General features: G+C 55.1%; 16 protein-coding genes. 11 read left to right on the forward strand and 5 right to left on the reverse strand.

The genetic code is table 11. The features are described 5' to 3' along the window. Positions 1-13 precede the first annotated feature (13 nt). On the reverse strand, positions 14-823 hold the full coding sequence (proC, locus tag HVX64_RS06115; protein WP_043001629.1) for a pyrroline-5-carboxylate reductase: 810 nt from the start codon (positions 821-823) through the stop codon (positions 14-16). A 148-nt stretch (positions 824-971) separates the two neighbouring features. Between proC and HVX64_RS06120 the strand changes: the two genes are divergently transcribed. The 5 genes from HVX64_RS06120 (at position 972) to ppnP (ending at position 3,661) form a co-directional block, all read left to right on the forward strand. Further along, on the forward strand, positions 972-1,430 hold the full coding sequence (locus HVX64_RS06120; RefSeq protein ID WP_043001628.1) for a YaiI/YqxD family protein: 459 nt from the start codon (positions 972-974) through the stop codon (positions 1,428-1,430). A 182-nt stretch (positions 1,431-1,612) separates the two neighbouring features. Then, on the forward strand, positions 1,613-2,158 hold the full coding sequence (aroL, locus tag HVX64_RS06125; protein ID WP_061070480.1) for a shikimate kinase AroL: 546 nt from the start codon (positions 1,613-1,615) through the stop codon (positions 2,156-2,158). Between the two features lie 25 nt (positions 2,159-2,183). Next, positions 2,184-2,375, forward strand: coding sequence for a protein YaiA (gene yaiA / locus HVX64_RS06130; protein ID WP_043001626.1), 192 nt, complete (start codon positions 2,184-2,186; stop codon positions 2,373-2,375). Positions 2,376-2,628: 253 nt separating this feature from the next. Continuing rightward, a complete protein-coding gene (locus HVX64_RS06135; RefSeq protein WP_043001625.1) occupies positions 2,629-3,306 on the forward strand; it encodes an AroM family protein in 678 nt (225 codons plus the stop codon). 70 nt (positions 3,307-3,376) lie between these two features. Beyond that, complete coding sequence (gene ppnP, locus HVX64_RS06140; RefSeq protein WP_042324593.1) at positions 3,377-3,661, forward strand: pyrimidine/purine nucleoside phosphorylase; 285 nt, start codon at positions 3,377-3,379, stop codon at positions 3,659-3,661. 37 nt (positions 3,662-3,698) lie between these two features. Here the strand turns inward: ppnP and rdgC are convergent, their stop codons facing one another. Beyond that, entirely contained in the window at positions 3,699-4,610 is a 912-nt protein-coding gene (gene rdgC / locus HVX64_RS06145) for a recombination-associated protein RdgC (RefSeq protein ID WP_044259030.1), read from the reverse strand. A gap of 125 nt (positions 4,611-4,735) precedes the next feature. Between rdgC and mak the strand changes: the two genes are divergently transcribed. Next, positions 4,736-5,644, forward strand: a complete 909-nt coding sequence (gene mak, locus HVX64_RS06150; RefSeq protein WP_043001624.1) for a fructokinase — start codon at positions 4,736-4,738, stop codon at positions 5,642-5,644. Positions 5,645-5,683: 39 nt separating this feature from the next. On the opposite strand, the gene sbcC is transcribed toward mak, so the two are convergent. After that, the gene (gene sbcC / locus HVX64_RS06155) at positions 5,684-8,827 is read right to left on the reverse strand and encodes an exonuclease subunit SbcC (RefSeq protein ID WP_044259015.1); all 3,144 of its coding nucleotides are present in this window, start codon (positions 8,825-8,827) and stop codon (positions 5,684-5,686) included. Beyond that, positions 8,824-10,026 (reverse strand): exonuclease subunit SbcD, encoded by a 1,203-nt coding sequence (gene sbcD / locus HVX64_RS06160; protein ID WP_044259028.1) that lies wholly within the window; start codon positions 10,024-10,026, stop codon positions 8,824-8,826. Before sbcD ends, sbcC begins: the two co-directional genes overlap by 4 nt. Before the next feature lie 196 nt (positions 10,027-10,222). Here sbcD and phoB point away from each other — a divergent pair, with 196 nt between their 5' ends. The 5 genes from phoB (at position 10,223) to malZ (ending at position 17,381) form a co-directional block, all read left to right on the forward strand. Continuing rightward, positions 10,223-10,912, forward strand: a complete 690-nt coding sequence (gene phoB / locus HVX64_RS06165) for a phosphate response regulator transcription factor PhoB (RefSeq protein ID WP_043001622.1) — start codon at positions 10,223-10,225, stop codon at positions 10,910-10,912. A 41-nt stretch (positions 10,913-10,953) separates the two neighbouring features. Next, positions 10,954-12,249: a phosphate regulon sensor histidine kinase PhoR gene (gene phoR, locus HVX64_RS06170; RefSeq protein WP_043001621.1), complete on the forward strand. Its 1,296-nt coding sequence runs from the start codon at positions 10,954-10,956 to the stop codon at positions 12,247-12,249. Between the two features lie 406 nt (positions 12,250-12,655). Then, on the forward strand, positions 12,656-13,975 hold the full coding sequence (gene brnQ, locus HVX64_RS06175) for a branched-chain amino acid transporter carrier protein BrnQ (RefSeq protein WP_044259012.1): 1,320 nt from the start codon (positions 12,656-12,658) through the stop codon (positions 13,973-13,975). A gap of 77 nt (positions 13,976-14,052) precedes the next feature. Next, the gene (proY, locus tag HVX64_RS06180) at positions 14,053-15,426 is read left to right on the forward strand and encodes a proline-specific permease ProY (protein ID WP_090048874.1); all 1,374 of its coding nucleotides are present in this window, start codon (positions 14,053-14,055) and stop codon (positions 15,424-15,426) included. Positions 15,427-15,563: 137 nt separating this feature from the next. Then, the gene (gene malZ / locus HVX64_RS06185) at positions 15,564-17,381 is read left to right on the forward strand and encodes a maltodextrin glucosidase (RefSeq protein ID WP_043001618.1); all 1,818 of its coding nucleotides are present in this window, start codon (positions 15,564-15,566) and stop codon (positions 17,379-17,381) included. Here the strand turns inward: malZ and HVX64_RS06190 are convergent. Continuing rightward, the gene (locus HVX64_RS06190; RefSeq protein WP_044259007.1) at positions 17,375-18,277 is read right to left on the reverse strand and encodes a LysR family transcriptional regulator; all 903 of its coding nucleotides are present in this window, start codon (positions 18,275-18,277) and stop codon (positions 17,375-17,377) included. The two genes, malZ and HVX64_RS06190, sit on opposite strands and share 7 nt — an antisense overlap. Positions 18,278-18,545: the final 268 nt, after the last annotated feature.

An 18,545-nucleotide genomic window follows, 5' to 3' on the forward strand; every position in this document is an offset into this window, starting at 1 on the left:
TCCGGTTGTTCACTCAGGATTTACTGAGTTTGTCTGACTTCTCCATACACTTCGCCATCGCTTCAATCACCGCCGCACGAAATCCTCGCTCTTCCAGTACGCGGACCGCTTCAATCGTCGTGCCGCCAGGCGAACAAACCATATCTTTCAGTACGCCAGGATGCTCGCCCGTTTCCAGTACCATCTTCGCGGAACCCATGACCGCCTGAGCGGCAAATTTGTAAGCCTGTGCGCGCGGCATACCGCCCAGTACTGCGGCATCAGCCATCGCTTCGATAAACATGAAGACATACGCCGGGGCGGAGCCGCTGACGCCAACCACAGGATGAATCATCGACTCGGCAATCACTTCGGCTTCGCCAAAGCAGCGGAAAATATTCAGCACATCCGCGGTGTCTTCCGGGGTAACCAGCGCGTTTGGCGTCACTGAGGTCATCCCGGCATTAACCAGTGACGGCGTGTTCGGCATTGCGCGTACGATTTTCCGGTCGTGTCCCAGCGCACGGGCGAGTTGATCGAGGGTCACGCCTGCTGCAATAGAGACCACCAGCGACTCTTTGTTGAGGCTGGAGGTTATCTCGCTGAGCACTTTGATCATAATGCCCGGCTTCACGGCGCCGAAAACAATATCCGCCACCTGGGCGACTTCCTGGGCGGACTGCGCGACGTTGATCCCATACTGATCGTGCAACGCGGCAACTTTATCGGGGGAAGGGGTGTAGACCCAGATCTGGCCTGGAAGCACCTGACCGCTGGCAATCAGGCCGCCGAGGATTGCTTTCCCCATATTACCGCAGCCGATAAAACCGATTTTCTTCTCCATCTCGTCACTCCCTATGGGTGATAGTTGTTGTTTTGTTTGATAAAGCCTAGCTTAGCGCGGATTGAAAGACGCATGAAGGGTAAACAGCACTTTGCCGCAGCGCAAAAGCACGAGACAATAGCCGATTGCACAAGAGACGGGAGCCAGTATGACCATATGGGTGGATGCGGATGCGTGTCCGAACGTAATTAAAGAGATCCTCTATCGTGCCGCCGGGCGCATGCAAATGTCGCTGATTCTGGTAGCGAACCAGAGCCTGCGCGTGCCGCCGTCGCCGTATATCCGTACGCTGCGTGTACCTGCGGGTTTTGACGTGGCGGATAACGAGATTGTGCGCCAGTGTGCGGCGGGCGATCTGGTCATCACGGCCGATATCCCGTTGGCCGCCGAGGTGCTGGCGAAAGGCGCGTCGGCGCTTAATCCGCGCGGTGAGCGCTATACCGAATCGACCATTCGCGAACGTCTGACAATGCGCGATTTTATGGATACATTGCGCGCCAGCGGGATCCAGACGGGCGGTCCGGATAGCCTCTCTGCCCGCGATCGTCAGCATTTTGCGGCGGAACTGGAAAAGTGGTGGCTGGAAGTTCAGCGCAGAAATGCGTGAATGTAATTTATTTTTTACACTTTCCTCGGCGCTATTTCTTGATATAGTAGGGCGTACATTGATATTTTCACTTTTTATGGAATAAATACTTTACACTTAACGCTGTACTAGTTTGATGGTATGATTATTCCTTTAATGACATCTGATCCTGCCGCTTTGCGGCCTTCTGGGGAACGACCACTATGACGCAACCGCTTTATCTTGTTGGCCCACGCGGCTGTGGAAAGACAACGGTTGGCATGGCGCTGGCTACGGCAATTGGTTGTCGGTTTGTCGATACCGATCAATGGCTGCAGTCGCAGGTACAAATGACCGTCGCGGAGATCGTCGAGCGTGAAGGCTGGCCGGGTTTTCGCGCCAGAGAAACGGCTGCACTGGCGGCGGTGACTGCACCGTCAACCGTCATCGCGACCGGCGGGGGAATCATTCTCACTGATTATAACCGCCACTTTATGCGTGATAACGGCATCGTCATTTATTTAAGCGCGCCGGTTTCCACGTTGGTTCATCGTCTTGAGGCCTCGCCTGAAGAGGAGTTGCGCCCCACGCTGACCGGTAAACCCCTGAGCGAAGAGGTGCAGGAGGTGTTGCAACAGCGGGATATTTTGTATCGCGAAGCGGCCCATTTCATCATTGATGCGGCGAATTCACCTGACCAGGTGATTTCTGAAATTCAGCGCAGGCTGGCGCAGCGCGCGCGCTGCAGGCAAGGCGGGGTCTATACTTAAACTTCATTCGACAGAAGGAAGCACTATGCCAACCAAACCGCCATATCCACGCGAAGCGTATATTGTCACCATTGAGAAAGGGACGCCGGGACAGACGGTCACCTGGTACCAGTTGCGCGCCGATCACCCGAAACCGGATTCGTTAATCAGCGAGCATCCCAGCGCGCAGGAAGCGATGGATGCGAAAGCCCGTTACGAAGATCCTGATAAAACCTGACGACTGAACGGCTCGGAATGGAATCTGAGCGAGTGTAAACCCAACCTGCGTCACATTTTTCGCCGATGAATCGTTGTACCTGAAAACTAACATCAAACAATAACAACCTATTACTGGAATGATCTGGAATCTTTACACAGCGATTTGCGCTGCGCCTGCTACGCTTTTTTGCATTTGCAAAAGGTAAGTGTCGGCAGTGGTGCAGCGCATTTGCCCGGGAATAAACGACGAAGTAAAAAAGAAGGTGGAAAAAATGAGTGCGTCGTTGGCTATCCTCACAATCGGTGTTGTACCCATGAGTGAAGTCTTACCGCTTCTGACTGAGTACATCGACGAACAACATATCACCCATCACAGCTTGCTCGGAAAAATGAGTCGTGATGACGTCCTGGCGGAATATGCGCTGGAGTCCGACGAAGACCCGCTGTTAACCCTGCTTAACGATAATGAACTGGCTTATGTTTCGCGGCAGAAAGTAGAACGCGATCTGCAAAGCGTCATCGAAGTGCTGGATAACCAGGGCTACGACGTCATTTTACTGATGAGCACTGTGTCGATTGCCAGCATGACCGCCCGTAACAGCATTCTGCTTGAGCCGCTGCGTATTATTCCACCGCTGGTGGCCTCAATTGTCGATGGCCATCAGGTGGGGGTGATTGTGCCGGTTGAAGATCTGATGGCCGATCAAGCGGAAAAATGGCAGGTTTTACAGTCGCCGCCGCTGTTCTCGCTGGCGAATCCGGTTCACGGCAGTACCCAGCAGTTGATTGAAGCCGGTAAAGACCTGCTGGAACAAGGGGCGGATGTCATCATGCTGGACTCCCTGGGTTTTCATCAGCGCCACCGCGATGTCCTGCAAAAATCGCTCGATGTCCCGGTACTGCTCTCTAATGTGCTGATTGCGCGACTGGCTTCAGAATTGCTGGTTTAATTTTGCGTGACAGGCCAAAGGGCTGCCCCCTATATTGGTTGTCAATTTACCAACGAGACAGGGTCCGTTTATGCTTCAAAGTAACGAATACTTTTCCGGCAAAGTAAAATCAATCGGCTTTACCAGCAGCAGTACTGGCCGTGCCAGTGTAGGCGTGATGCTGGAAGGTGAATACACCTTCGGTACCGCAGAGCCTGAAGAGATGACGGTCGTAAGCGGCGCGTTGAATGTGTTACTGCCGGATACCACCGAATGGAAAGTGTATGCCGCAGGAGAAGTATTTAACGTCCCGGGCCATAGCGAGTTTCATTTACAGGTCGCAGAACCGACCTCTTATCTTTGCCGCTATCTGTAATATTTTTTCCCTCTCCGTGCGGAGAGGGAATCTTCGTTTAGCGCTGCGCTTCGCCGCCTAAACCTTCCACCAGATTCTGAATCAACGCGGCCAGTTCGCCGGTCATCAGGATAAAGTCCGCGTCGAAACGCTGGGCGAAATCTTCCCGGTCGATGTCTTCGTTTTGATCGCGGAGTTCGTCACTGAATTTCAGGCGCTTAATCGACGCGTCATCGCAGATCATAAACTGAATACGCTGCTGCCAGTCGAGCGCCAGTTTGGTCACCACTTTACCGGCTTCAATGTGCACGGCGATCTCGTCGCTCACCAGATCCTGTTTCTTTGCCCGGATCACGCCGCCGTCTTCCAGCATGGCTTTCAGTTCGGCTTCGTCGAGTAACTGGAAGCCCTGCGCCACGGTGCCGGAACGCACCCACTCGGTGAGCGTCAGCTCAATCGGGTTTTCCAGCGCCAGCGGAACCACCGGCAGAGAGCCGAGGCTCTTACGCAGCAGCGCCAGCGTATCTTCCGCTTTTTTTGCGCTTGCGCAGTCCACCATGATCAATCCGTTCACGGTGTCGATCCACATCATGGTCTGACTAAAGCGGCTGAAGGCGCGCGGCAGCAGCGAATGCAGCACTTCATCCTTCAGCGAGTCTTTCTCGGTTTTCTTCAGCTTACGCGCCTGTTCGGCTTCCAGTTTGGCGATCTTCGCTTCCAGCGCCTGTTTGATCACCGGAGAGGGCAGGATCTTCTCTTCTTTACGCGCGCAAATCAAAATCTGGCCGTTGTTAGTATGCGTCAACGCATCGCTGTGCGATCCCATTGGCGGCACCCAGCCCGTTTTTGCCATATCCTGGCTACCGCAAGGGGTAAACGTCATCGAGGCTAGCTGTTTTTCCATCTCCTCGGCACGCAATGAAATATCGCGGCTAAGACGGTAAACCATTAAATTTTTGAACCACAGCATGATAATTTCCACGGCCTTGTCGTTAAATCCAGCGCGTATAGTAACGAATTGTCGGCAGGCTTGCATTGCCATTCCCTATACCTCGCTCTACTCTGTTGATATTCCCAAAAAAAGAGGAACACCGTGTGCGTATTGGTATTGATTTAGGCGGCACCAAAACGGAAGTGATCGCGCTCAGTGAGGCTGGTGAACAACTGTTCCGCCATCGTCTGCCGACGCCGCGAAATGACTATCAGCAAACCATCGAAACCATTGCCACGCTGGTGGCGATGGCGGAGCAGACCACCGGACAAACGGGGACGGTAGGGATAGGGATCCCGGGTTCCATTTCGCCTTACACCGGCGTGGTGAAGAATGCCAACTCCACGTGGCTGAACGGTCAGCCGTTTGATAAAGACCTCAGCACCCGTCTGCAGCGTGACGTTCGTCTGGCGAATGACGCGAACTGTCTGGCCGTTTCTGAGGCCGTTGATGGAGCGGCTGCCGGGGCAATGACGGTTTTTGCCGTGATTATTGGTACCGGCTGCGGCGCAGGTGTGGCGCTCAACGGTCGGGCGCACATCGGCGGCAATGGGACGGCGGGCGAATGGGGTCACAACCCTTTGCCGTGGATGGATGAGGATGAGCTTCGCTACCGTGAAGAAGTCCCCTGCTACTGCGGAAAACAGGGATGCATTGAGACGTTTATTTCCGGTACCGGGTTCGCCACCGATTACCAGCGCCTGAGCGGTAACGCCTTAAAAGGCAGTGAGATTATCCGTCTGGTGGAGGAGCAAAATGCGCTGGCCGAACTGGCGCTCAGCCGCTATGAGCTGCGGCTGGCAAAATCGCTGGCTCATGTGGTGAATATTCTTGACCCGGACGTTTTCGTTCTCGGCGGCGGAATGAGCAATATTGACCGCCTGTACAAAACGATACCGCCGCTAATTAAACAGTTTGTGTTTGGTGGTGAGTGTGAAACGCCGGTACGTAAGGCTCTGCATGGTGACTCCAGCGGCGTGCGCGGTGCGGCGTGGCTGTGGCCGCAGGAATAATGCCAGGAGAGGCCGGCGCTATCCGGCCTGTCGTACCTGTTATTCTACGGCAAACATCCTGTCGAGTTTGCTGTAGCCCAGTCCGTTGATTTTCTTCACCTTGATCTGCACCGGAATCCGTTCTTTCATCGCTTCTACATGGCTAATCACGCCAATGGTTTTGCCGCTGGCGTTGAGCGCATCCAGCGCATCAAGGGCGGTATCCAGCGTTTCACTGTCGAGCGTGCCGAAGCCTTCATCAAGGAACAGCGAGTCAATGCGCGTTTTGTGGCTGACCAGATCGGAGAGCGCCAGCGCTAGCGCGAGACTGACCAGGAAACTTTCGCCACCGGAAAGGGTACGGGTATCGCGTACGGCGTCGGCCTGCCAGGTATCGACCACCTCCAGTTCCAGCGCTTCACTGGCCTTACGTTGCAGTAAATAGCGACCATGCAGGCGGGTCAACTGGTTGTTCGCCAGCCAGACCAGGTTATCCAGCGTCAGCCCCTGGGCGAATTTGCGGAATTTATCCCCCTCTTTAGAGCCGATTAGCGCATTCAGGTAGCCCCAGTCCTCAACCTGTTGCATCGCGTTGTCGATTTTTTGCATCAACGTCTGCTGCTGCTGGCGATTGTCGCTGTCCTGTTTTAGCTGTTGGCGTATTTCGCCCTGACGCGTAGCGTTATCGCGTACCCGATCGTTAAGCTGCGCCACGGTTTGCTGAACATGCTCAATCGACAGCGTGGGATCCAGACCCGCTGGCGGCTGTTGCTGATGTGCCTCCAGCGCTTGCGCCGATTGTGCGGCGAGCGTCTGTGCCTGCTGAACCTGGTTTTCCAGCGACTGTTTTAGCTGTTCCAGACGCGTGACCGCCTCGTCATCCAGCAGCGCGGCAAGAAATGCTGCCTGATCGGCAAACAAACTGTGCGACAGCGCGGCATCGAACTGCGCCTGCGCATCGGCAGCGCGCTGAGTTTCCTGTTTCTCCTGCTGCTGTAATGTCTGCAATTGACTGCGCAGCGACACGCATTCGTCATGAACCTGACGCCAGTTTTCCAGCGTCACGCTTGCATCATCTTCAGCGTCGGTATCAACGGCGGGCAGCGTTTCGAGTAGCGGGGTGAGCTGCGCGATGCGCGCTTGTATCGCCGTCAACTCCGTCTGCCGCTGTTGCCATGTTTGTGCCTCTGCCGCGCGCGCATCTAACCATGCCTCCTCGCTGCCTTCCTCAGGAAGTGACAACGTATAGCGGCTTAACTGTGCTGCCAGCGTCGCCTGGCGCTGGTCGATTTGCTGGCGGAACTGCGCCACCTGCTGTGCATGGGCGGTAATTTGCGCCTGTAGGTCATGGCGCTGGCTCAACTGGTAGAGTTGCTGCTCGTGTTCGTCCTGCGCCTTCAGCCAGGGCTGAATATCCTCCTGCGGCTGTAACGTGAGGTTCAGTGCACCGATCGTCGTTTGCCACTGTTGAGTGAGCGCTTGCTCTTCTTTAGCCAGCGTCTGCGCTTCGCTTTCGTCACGCTGTAGCTGCTGGTTGACTGCCTCGGACTGTCCACGCAGGGTGGCGCCTTCGTCGGCCAGCATTTTGACTTCTTTTTCCAGCGCATCGCGTCGCGCCTGATTAACACCAGGTTCGAGTGCCTGATATGCCGCGACAGCAGGATGGGTGGTGGAACCGCAAAGCGGGCAGGGCTGGCCGGACTGCAACTGCGCACGCTGGCTTTCCAGATCTTTGATCCGCGCCTCTTGCTCACAGAGTGTTTTAACATCCTGATACTGCTGATATTTATCTTTATACTGCTGGCGCTTTGCCTCCAGCAGGGTATTGAGTCGGGCCAGTTCCTGTTTGTTATGCGTTATCGTCGCCTGAAGCTGACTCAAACGCGTCAGTCGGGGAACAATCTGACCATGGAGCGAAAGCAGTTGCTGGCGCAGAGGACGCTGTTGCGCATGTTGCACCAGCGCCGCTGCGACTTCCTCTGCCGTCAGATTGAGCGTCACCGGCGGCAGCGATTCCAGCTTACGGCTATCGTTGACCTGCTGTTGCTGCCATTTTGCCAGCTGAACGTTATCGCTGGCCTGCTGAGCAAAAAGGGCGCGCCATCCTCCTGACTCGTTGCTCCATAGGCGAAAGCGATCGTGTTCGTTTAGCCACTCGCTCAGCGTCTGTTGCGTAGCGAGCAGGGCGGTGGACTGTTGCTCTGCCTGGCGTCGGATGTGGTTGCGCAGCGTAAATATACTCTGTAAGCGAGTATTTACTTCGTTAATCTGCTGGCGAGTGCGGGAAACGGTAGCGGATTGCTCCTGAATGCGCTCCCACAATGGTCGCAACGCTCTGGCAGGCTGTGCGAGGCTGAGCGTTGCCAGCTGTGGCTGGGCGTTTTCCAGCGCTTCCTGGGCAACCTGCAGCATCTGCTGACGCTGGTTCGCGTCGGTCTGCAGTTCGTGCTGTCGCGTCAGCCAGTTCAACTGCTGCTGTCCAGTCTGCTGCTGGGCGACCAGCTGTTTTTCTTCGTCAGTGAGTGCCTGCAAACTTTCTGTCAGCGTCTGCAACGCCTCGGGGGCTAACAGCGCGACGCCGTTGGCTTGCGCCTGTAATTTTTCCAGTTCGGTGCGTGCGGTTTTGTGCTGTTCAAACACCTGTGCAGAGATCTGGCCGTAAATTTCCGTGCCGGTCAGCTCTTCCAGCAGTTCCGCACGCTCTTTCGGCTTCGCGTTGAGGAAGGCGGCGAACTGCCCCTGCGAGAGCAGCATCGAACGGGTAAATCGACCATAATCCAGACCGGTCAGTTCCGCCGTCATCTCCAGTTTGTCTTTCACTTTGTCGGCAAGGATTTTCCCGTCGGCACAGCGCGCCAGTTCAACGCGCGGAACCTGTAAATTACCGTCGGGCTGGTTGCGCGCCCGGTTCTGGCTCCAGAACGCACGATACGCTTCGCCTTTGACTTCAAACTCCACTTCCGCCAGACATTCCGCCGTATCGCGGGTCATCAGATCGTTCTGCGATTGCGACACGGTATTCAGGCGTGGCGTCTCGTGGTACAGCGCCAGGCAAATCGCGTCGAGCAGAGTGGTTTTACCCGCCCCCGTAGGCCCAGTAATGGCAAACAGGCCATTGCTGGCAAAGGGCTCCACCGTGAAATCGACCTTCCATTCCCCTTTCAGCGAATTGAGGTTTTTCAGGCGCAGACTGAGAATCTTCATGCCTCATGCTCCCCGGACAGTGTCTGTAGTGTGCGGTGAAAAAGTGCTGTCAGGCGTTCGCACTGCGGCGGCTCAAGTTCTTCCAGCGCCAGACGGCGAGTAAATACCTCATCCACGCTCAGCTCGCTCAGCGTTTCCCGGCGTTCGTTACACAACATGCGTTCGCGCTGCTCCCGACTGCGTCGGACTAACAGTACCTCAACGGGCAGCGTTTCCGTCAGCGTCTGAATTTTCCGCTGCATATCATGCAGGTATTCATCGGTGGTGATTTCGATATCCAGCCAGACCGGGGGGGCCGGAGGGCTGTCACGCCACTGCTCCAGCTGTTCGGTAATGGCGGCGAAATCGCCTTTTAATATTGCCAGCGGTTGCGTAACCGGAACGATGAGTTCCTCAACGCCGGCTAACGCGCCGTCCTGGAAGTCCACCCGATGCACGTACTTGCTTTTGCCGCATTCGTCAAAGCTCAGCGCGATGGGCGAGCCGCAGTAGCGGATGTGCTCCGTACCGCCAATTTTCTGCGCCCGGTGGATGTGGCCCAGCGCGATATAATCGGCAGGCGGGAAGTTCTGCGCCGGGAAAGCATCCAGCGTACCAATATAAATGTCACGCACAGCGTCACTTTTGCTGGCGCCAACGGTGGTCAGGTGGCCGGTGGCGATAATCGGCAGGGCGAGATCGCCACGTAACGCGCAGGCGGCCTCGTATTGCTGCTGATAATAGTCGGTGATGGCACCCAGCAGATGCTGCTGTTTTTCCTGACCGGAGAGTCCCGCCTTACTGCTGACAATGTCGCGCGGGCGTAAAAACGGCACCGGGCACAGCACCGCGCCGGGCTGACCGTCACGACGATGCAGGAACTGTGGCGCGTGACCGGCGCTGGCCACCACCGTGGTATTGAGAAACGCCAGAATCTCACGGGATTCATTCAGCGTGGCGACGGAATCATGGTTTCCCGCTAATACCACCAGATGACAGCCCGTTTGCTGTAGGTTGACCACAAAACGGTTATAGAGCTCGCGGGCATAGCTTGGTGGTGAGCCGGTATCGAAAATATCGCCTGCCACGATGATCGCGTCCACCTGCTGCTCAACCGCCGTTTCCAGCAGCCAGTCAAGAAAAGCCTGATGTTCAGCGGCACGGCTTTTACTGTAGAAATTTTGTCCCAGATGCCAGTCAGAAGTGTGAAGGATGCGCATAACGGTTCCATGGCAAAAAAGCATAAAGGGGATTATAACCATTCGGGAGCTGTAATATCTCGTTTCTCGGGTGTCATAAATCAACAACCTAAGGTTAACGTCAGCATACATTTTCATAAATCTGTCATAAAACTGACGCATAATGGCGCCGCATTAAGACAGATGATGATAAGCAACTTATATAACAGGGCAAATCATGGCGAGACGTATTCTGGTCGTAGAAGATGAAGCTCCAATTCGCGAAATGGTCTGTTTCGTGCTTGAGCAAAATGGCTTTCAACCCGTTGAAGCTGAAGATTATGACAGTGCGGTGAACCAGCTTAATGAACCCTGGCCGGATTTGATCCTCCTTGACTGGATGTTGCCCGGCGGTTCTGGTCTACAGTTTATTAAACACCTCAAGCGTGAAGCGATGACCCGGGATATTCCGGTCATGATGTTGACCGCCAGAGGGGAAGAAGAGGATCGCGTACGCGGCCTGGAAACTGGCGCGGATGATTACATTACCAAACCGTTCTCGCCGAAAGAGCTGGTTGCCCGTATCAAAGCGGTGATGCGTAGGATCTCGCCGATGGCGGTGGAAGAGGTCATCGAGATGCAGGGGTTAAGCCTGGATCCCACATCGCACCGCGTGATGACCGGCGACAACCCACTCGACATGGGGCCGACAGAATTTAAACTCCTGCATTTCTTTATGACGCATCCCGAGCGGGTTTACAGCCGTGAACAACTGCTGAATCACGTCTGGGGCACCAATGTCTACGTTGAGGATCGCACGGTTGATGTGCATATTCGCCGTCTGCGTAAGGCGCTGGAAGCCAGCGGCCACGATCGGATGGTGCAGACGGTTCGCGGGACAGGGTATCGTTTTTCGACCCGTTTCTGAAAGGCAAGAACAAGAGCCTGGCTCTGAAGGGAGAGTGACCCGTGCTGGAACGGCTGTCATGGAAAAGGTTGGTGCTGGAGCTGATACTTTGCTGTATCCCGGCCTTCATCCTAAGTGCATTTTTTGGTTACCTGCCGTGGTTTTTACTGGCATCGGTAACAGGACTGCTTATCTGGCATTTCTGGAATTTATTACGTCTCTCATGGTGGCTGTGGGTCGACAGAAGCATGACGCCGCCGCCGGGACGAGGCAGTTGGGAACCGCTGCTGTACGGTTTGCATCAGATGCAACTGCGCAATAAAAAGCGTCGTCGCGAGCTGGGCAATCTGATTAAACGCTTTCGCAGCGGGGCGGAGTCGCTGCCCGATGCGGTGGTATTGACCACCGAAGAGGGGGGGATCTTCTGGTGTAACGGTCTGGCGCAACAGGTGCTGGGCTTACGCTGGCCGGACGATAGCGGACAGAACATCCTTAACCTGCTACGCTACCCGGAGTTTACGCAGTACCTCAAGCAGCGGGACTTCAGTCGGCCGCTGAATCTGGTGCTTAATACTGGGCGACATCTGGAAATTCGCGTTATGCCGTATACCGATAAGCAACTGCTGATGGTGGCGCGCGACATGACCCAGATGCACCAGCTCGAAGGTGCAAGACGTAATTTCTTCGCCAATGTGAGCCACGAGCTGCGTACCCCGCTTACGGTGTTGCAGGGCTATCTTGAAATGATGCACGAGCAGACGCTGGAAGGGGCAACGCGCGAAAAAGCGCTGTTAACGATGCGCGACCAGACCTCGCGCATGGAAGGACTGGTAAAACAGTTGCTCACGCTGTCGAAAATTGAAGCCGCACCGACGCTTTTGCTCAATGAACAGGTCGATGTGCCGATGATATTGCGCATGGTCGAACGCGAGGCGCAGACGCTCAGTCAGCAGAAGCACACTTTTAGCTTTGAGGTGGATAACCAGCTGAAAGTGCTGGGGAATGAAGAACAACTGCGTAGCGCGATGTCCAACCTGGTGTATAACGCGGTGAACCATACGCCAGCGGGAACCCATATCACCGTCCGCTGGCAGACGGTACCGCACGGCGCGGAGTTTAGCGTGGAGGATAACGGACCGGGCATTGCGCCGGAACATATCCCGCGGTTAACGGAGCGATTTTATCGCGTTGATAAAGCGCGTTCGCGGCAAACGGGCGGCAGTGGACTGGGGCTGGCTATCGTCAAACACGCGGTGAATCATCATGAAAGTCGCCTGATGATCGACAGTCAACTGGGTAAAGGGACGCGCTTTAGTTTTGTGCTGCCGGAACGATTAATTGCCAAAAAAAGTGCTTAAAGTGCAATCGTAAGGTTTTCTTTCCATAAGCCAGCCAATGCTGGCTTATTTTCTTTGCGGCTAAGATAAGTCTGCTGAATTTATCAACGTCTGGTTGTTTTTTGTTCGCATGATAAGCCATGACTTTTTCTGTAGTATGGTGTTTTACACTGGTATGAGATTTGATATCACTATAATCTTCCGGTTTTTGGATCCCTCCTTGCTTTAAAACGTTATAAGCGTTTAAATTGCGCCCCAGATGCTGTCAGACTGACTGTATTCAGGCGGTAAATCGAAAAACTATTCTCTGCTTTCCAGGTTATGGGAGATATCCCTCTGGAATAGCTTAAAAAAACCGCTGTTTCTTCCCGCTGGGAAAGACACTACGTTAATTTAATCAACACCACATCCACAGGCCGTAAGCTTTATGACCCATCAGTTAAAATCGCGCGATATTATTGCGCTGGGCTTTATGACTTTTGCGCTGTTCGTCGGCGCAGGGAACATCATCTTTCCTCCAATGGTTGGTTTGCAGGCAGGCGAAAACGTCTGGATGGCGGCATTCGGTTTTCTGATCACCGCTGTTGGGCTACCGGTGTTGACCGTTATCGCGCTGGCGAAAGTCGGTGGTGGTGTTGATAGTCTGAGTACCCCTATCGGTAAAGTCGCTGGCGTTTTGTTGGCGACTGTCTGCTATCTGGCCGTCGGGCCGTTATTCGCCACGCCGCGCACCGCGACGGTCTCTTTTGAAGTGGGGATCGCCCCGCTGACCGGCGATTCGGCCATGCCGCTGCTTATCTACAGCGTGGTCTATTTTTCCATTGTCATTCTGGTCTCGCTCTATCCGGGCAAACTGCTGGATACCGTGGGTAACTTCCTGGCGCCGCTGAAGATTCTGGCGCTGATTGTGCTCTCCGTTGCGGCCATCATCTGGCCTGCCGGTCCGATCAGCCATGCGATGGAAGCGTACCAGACCGCCGCGTTCTCCAATGGTTTCGTTAATGGCTACCTGACGATGGACACGCTGGGCGCGATGGTCTTTGGTATCGTTATTGTTAACGCCGCGCGTTCTCGCGGCGTAACCGAAGCGCGTCTGCTGACCCGTTACACCGTCTGGGCTGGCCTGATGGCGGGCGTCGGATTAACGCTGCTGTACCTGGCGCTGTTCCGTCTCGGATCTGACAGCGCTACGCTGGTCGATCAGTCGGCGAACGGCGCGGCGATCCTGCATGCCTATGTTCAGCATACCTTTGGCGGTGCAGGCAGCCTGCTGCTGGCGGCACTGATCTTTATCGCCTGTCTGGTAACGGCGGTCGGCCTGACCTGCGCTTGTGCGGAATTCTTCGCTCAGTATGTGCCGCTCTCCTACCGCACGCTGGTGTTTATTCTTGGCGGCTTCTCAATGGTGGTATCCAACCTGGGGCTCAGCCATCTGATTCAGATCTCTATTCCGGTGCTGACGGCGATCTACCCGCCGTGTATCGCACTGGTTGTATTAAGTTTTACCCGCTCATGGTGGCATAATTCGACCCGCGTCATTGCTCCGGCAATGTTTATCAGCCTGATTTTTGGTATCCTTGATGGTATTAAAGCATCGGCAATCGGCGACGTGTTACCAGCCTGGACCCAGCGCTTACCGCTGGCGGAACAAGGTCTGGCGTGGTTAATGCCCACTGTCGTGATGGTGGTCCTGGCGGTTGTCTGGGATCGCGCAGCAGGTCGACAGGTGACCTCCAGCGCACACTAAGATTGCGGAAAAGTGTTTTAACCACGGGGCTATTACTGGCCCCGTGGTTTTTTATTGTGTTGATGGGTTAGGAATCGATGGAAAGTAATAACAAGCTGAAGCGTGGGCTAAGCACCCGACACATTCGCTTTATGGCCCTGGGCTCAGCCATTGGCACCGGGCTGTTTTATGGCTCTGCGGATGCCATTAAAATGGCCGGGCCAAGCGTGCTGCTGGCCTACATTATTGGCGGGGTGGCGGCCTATATCATTATGCGTGCGTTGGGTGAAATGTCGGTACACAACCCTTCTGCCAGCTCCTTTTCGCGCTATGCGCAGGAAAACCTCGGCCCGCTCGCCGGTTACATTACCGGCTGGACCTACTGTTTTGAAATCCTGATTGTCGCCATTGCCGACGTGACCGCGTTCGGCATTTATATGGGCGTCTGGTTTCCGACGGTGCCGCACTGGATCTGGGTGCTCAGCGTGGTGCTGATCATCTGTGCCATCAACCTGATGAGCGTGAAAGTGTTTGGTGAACTGGAATTCTGGTTCTCCTTCTTTAAAGTCGCCACCATCATCATCATGATCGTGGCTGGTTTCGGTATCATCATCTGGGGGATTGGCAACGGTGGACAACCGACCGGGATCCATAACCTGTGGAGCAACGGCGGCTTCTTCAGCAACGGCTGGCTGGGGATGGTGATGTCGTTGCAGATGGTGATGTTTGCCTACGGCGGTATTGAAATTATTGGTATCACTGCCGGCGAAGCGAAAGACCCGGAGAAATCCATTCCGCGCGCGATTAACTCGGTGCCGATGCGTATTCTGGTGTTCTACGTGGGGACGCTGTTTGTCATTATGTCTATCTACCCGTGGAACCAGGTGGGAACCGATGGCAGCCCGTTTGTGCTGACCTTCCAGCATCTCGGTATTACCTTTGCCGCCAGCATTCTTAACTTTGTGGTGCTGACGGCGTCACTGTCGGCGATCAACTCTGACGTCTTTGGCGTCGGTCGTATGCTGCACGGGATGGCGGAGCAGGGCAGTGCGCCAAAAGTGTTCGCCAAAACCTCGCGTCGGGGGATCCCGTGGGTCACGGTGATGGTGATGACTATCGCTCTGCTGTTTGCGGTGTATCTGAACTACATCATGCCGGAGAATGTTTTCCTGGTGATTGCGTCGCTGGCGACCTTCGCGACGGTCTGGGTGTGGATTATGATCCTGCTGTCGCAAATCGCGTTCCGTCGTCGTCTGCCGCCGGAAGAGGTGAAAGCGCTGAAGTTTAAAGTGCCGGGCGGCGTGGCAACAACCATTGTAGGCCTGATTTTCCTCGTCTTTATCATCGGACTGATTGGCTATCATCCCGACACCCGCATCTCGCTGTACGTGGGTTGTGGCTGGATTGTTCTGCTGATGATTGGCTGGATGTTCAAGCGTCGCCACGATCGCCAGATGGCGCAAGCGCAGTAAGATTGTACCGGGTGGCGTGAATGCCATCCGGTCATTTCTCCTCCCCCGAACTCCTCCCCCAATAAACCTTCAGATGATGAGTTATCCTGTAAATCGCTATGGCAAGGTGTGCTCATTTTCATCAAAGGGGATACGTGATGTTGAACGCCTGGCACCTACCGGTTGCCCCATTTGTTAAGCAAAACAAAGACCAACTGGCCATTACGCTCTGGCTGACGGGGGAGAACCTGCCGCAGCGCGTCACGCTGCGTGCGGAGAATGACAACGAAGAAATTGCGCTGGCGATGCATAAATTACGCACGCAGCCGTTCCCGGGCGTGACCGCCTGGCGTGCGGCGATTGATCTTCGCAGCGGGCAGCCGCGTCGGCGCTACAGCTTCAAACTGCTCTGGATCGATCGCCAGTTGTGGTTTACACCGCTTGGGTTCAGCCGTTTTCCGCCTGCTCGTCTGGAGCAATTTGCCGTAGATGCACCGGACAGCGGGCCGCAGTGGGTGGCCGATCAGGTTTTCTACCAAATCTTTCCTGACCGTTTTGCCCGCAGTTCGTCACGCGACGCAGAGCAGGATAAGGTTTATTACCATCACGCCGCCGGGCAGGAGATTGTGCTACGTGACTGGGATGAACCGGTGACTGCGCAGGCTGGCGGCTCCACGTTTTATGGCGGCGACCTCGACGGTATCAGCGAAAAGCTGCCGTACCTGAAAAAACTGGGCGTCACCGCGCTGTACCTGAACCCTGTGTTTACTGCGCCGAGCGTGCATAAGTACGACACCGAAGATTATCGTCATGTTGATCCGCAGTTTGGCGGCGATCAGGCGTTAATGCGTCTGCGCCAGAAAACGCAGCAGCAGGGAATGCGGCTGGTGCTGGACGGCGTGTTTAACCACAGCGGCGACTCTCATACATGGTTCGATCGTTATCAGCGCGGCTCCGGCGGCGCGTGCCATAACCCAGAATCCCCCTGGCGTGACTGGTACAGCTTTTCGCCAGACGGCGTTGCGCTGGACTGGCTGGGATACGCCAGTCTGCCGAAGCTGGATTATCAGTCCGAAAGTCTGGTCAACGAAATATATCGCGGCGAAGACAGCATCGTTCGTCACTGGCTGAAAGCGCCGTGGAACATGGACGGCTGGCGGCTCGATGTCGTGCATATGCTGGGTGAAGCGGGCGGAGCGCGTAACAACCTTAAGCATGTCGCCGGGATCGTTCAGGCGGCGAAGGAAACGCAGCCAGAAGCCTACGTCTTTGGCGAACACTTTGGTGACGCGCGACAGTGGCTGCAGGCGGATGCAGAAGATGCTGCGATGAACTATCGTGGCTTCACCTTTCCGCTGTGGGGGTTTCTTGCCAATACCGATATCTCTTACGATCCTCAGCAGATTGACGCGCAGACCTGCATGGCGTGGATGGAAAACTATCGCGCCGGGCTCTCTCATCAGCAGCAACTGAGGATGTTCAACCAGCTCGACAGTCATGATACCGCCCGTTTCAAGTCGCTACTGGGCAACGATGTCGCCCGCCTGCCGCTGGCGGTAGTCTGGCTGTTTAGCTGGCCTGGCGTGCCCTGTATCTATTATGGCGATGAGGTGGGACTGGATGGCGATAACGATCCGTTCTGCCGCAAGACGTTTCCCTGGCAGGCGGAAAAACAGGATGTCACATTGCTTGCCCTGTACCAGCGGATGGCGAAACTGAGGCATAGTATCCCGGCGTTACGCTACGGTGGGTGCCAGGTGGTTTATGCGGAAGACAACGTAGTGGTATTTTTGCGCGTCTACCAGCAGCAGCGCGTGCTGGTAGCCATTAACCGCGGCGAGGCGTGTGAGGTGGTGCTCCCGGCGTCACCGCTGCTGAACGTAACAGAATGGCGTTGTAAAGAAGGAAAAGGGCAGCTGGTTGAGGACGTCCTGTCGCTGCCGACGATTTCCGCCACCCTCTGGCTGAATCACTGATACAACTGCGCGATGTCGCGGCTGGCAAGCAGCGTTTCCCGCCACCACTGCTGCGCCAGCCCGTGGCTACCATCGCGCCATGCCATATAGGCGACATCTTTTTCGCGAAAAGAGATGACGCTTTTTTCGACCAGTTCGCCCGTGGCAAGCCACGGGCTGGCGATATGCCGCGGGAGAAAACCGCAGCCCATCCCGGCGCGCAGCAGCGCCACTTTACTGTGAAAATCGTCAACATGGATTTGCGGCTGTTCTTCCATCAGGTTGGTTTGCAGCGGATGGCAAAAACGCGCGCTGTCGCTGATGACAATGGCGCGGTGCAGGCAGAGTTGTTCATTCGTCAGTCTGTCAGAGAGTGCGGCCAGCGGATGATTGGGCGCCACCACAAAAACATTATCCAGAGTCCCTAACATTTTGTAGGACCACGCGGCAGAGGTCGGTGGTTCGTTAATCGCGCCAAGAATGATATCCGCGCCATTATGCGTGAGCTCTTCCCATGACCCTGCCAGCGTGTGATACGAAAATTTAAGCAGCGTTTGTTTGTTCAGCGCGTGGAAGGCGTCGATGAGAGGTAACACCACCTCAAAGGGGAAGGAAACATCCAGCGCAATGACCAGCTCTTTTTCCCAACCGGAGCTCAGTTGCAGCGCCTGCTTTTCCAGATCTTTTGCCGCACTGAGCAGCAAACGCCCCTTTTCCAGCATCATCAGTCCGGTGTCGGTGAATTTGGCCCGATGCCCGGAGCGGTCAAGCAGCTCGATGTTCAGGTCTTTTTCCAGCTTCTGAATCATATAGCTGAGCGCCGCGGGCGTCTTAAACAACGATTCGGCAGCGGCGGCAAAAGTACCGTATTTGTCGATAGCGTCCAGGATAAGCAGAACGTCCAGATTAATGCGCATAGGCTGAATATATCCCTGAAAGTAAACCTCACTGTTGTACCGAATAGCGATAAACAAAACCAGTGAATAAATTAGACGGAAGATCCGCATTTTTTTGAAGGTGCCAGACTATATCGCCGGAAAAGGCTTATTTCATACGCTGGTAAGTTTTCTTTAATAAGTCGTTAGAAATTTCCAACTATACTAAACAGGCTTTCTGATTCAGGATTTGATGGCTGACGGCGGATACCAGACGTCAATTTCTAACTCATTGATTAAGGAAGTATAT

It is taken from the genome of Citrobacter sp. RHB20-C16, assembly GCF_013890155.1.
Classification (GTDB): Bacteria; Pseudomonadota; Gammaproteobacteria; order Enterobacterales; family Enterobacteriaceae; genus Citrobacter_A; species Citrobacter_A amalonaticus.

What these genes read in the sequence shown, in the direction of transcription:
- sbcC (WP_044259015.1), bottom strand. Translation starts at nt 8,827, where the DNA reads ATGAAGATTCTCAGTCTGCGCCTGAAAAACCTCAATTCGCTGAAAGGG.
- HVX64_RS06135 (WP_043001625.1), top strand. Translation starts at nt 2,629, where the DNA reads ATGAGTGCGTCGTTGGCTATCCTCACAATCGGTGTTGTACCCATGAGT.
- yaiA (WP_043001626.1), top strand. Translation starts at nt 2,184, where the DNA reads ATGCCAACCAAACCGCCATATCCACGCGAAGCGTATATTGTCACCATT.
- ppnP (WP_042324593.1), top strand. Translation starts at nt 3,377, where the DNA reads ATGCTTCAAAGTAACGAATACTTTTCCGGCAAAGTAAAATCAATCGGC.
- HVX64_RS06120 (WP_043001628.1), top strand. Translation starts at nt 972, where the DNA reads ATGACCATATGGGTGGATGCGGATGCGTGTCCGAACGTAATTAAAGAG.
- aroL (WP_061070480.1), top strand. Translation starts at nt 1,613, where the DNA reads ATGACGCAACCGCTTTATCTTGTTGGCCCACGCGGCTGTGGAAAGACA.
- rdgC (WP_044259030.1), bottom strand. Translation starts at nt 4,610, where the DNA reads ATGCTGTGGTTCAAAAATTTAATGGTTTACCGTCTTAGCCGCGATATT.
- proY (WP_090048874.1), top strand. Translation starts at nt 14,053, where the DNA reads ATGGAAAGTAATAACAAGCTGAAGCGTGGGCTAAGCACCCGACACATT.
- sbcD (WP_044259028.1), bottom strand. Translation starts at nt 10,026, where the DNA reads ATGCGCATCCTTCACACTTCTGACTGGCATCTGGGACAAAATTTCTAC.
- brnQ (WP_044259012.1), top strand. Translation starts at nt 12,656, where the DNA reads ATGACCCATCAGTTAAAATCGCGCGATATTATTGCGCTGGGCTTTATG.
- phoB (WP_043001622.1), top strand. Translation starts at nt 10,223, where the DNA reads ATGGCGAGACGTATTCTGGTCGTAGAAGATGAAGCTCCAATTCGCGAA.
- malZ (WP_043001618.1), top strand. Translation starts at nt 15,564, where the DNA reads ATGTTGAACGCCTGGCACCTACCGGTTGCCCCATTTGTTAAGCAAAAC.
- HVX64_RS06190 (WP_044259007.1), bottom strand. Translation starts at nt 18,277, where the DNA reads ATGCGCATTAATCTGGACGTTCTGCTTATCCTGGACGCTATCGACAAA.
- proC (WP_043001629.1), bottom strand. Translation starts at nt 823, where the DNA reads ATGGAGAAGAAAATCGGTTTTATCGGCTGCGGTAATATGGGGAAAGCA.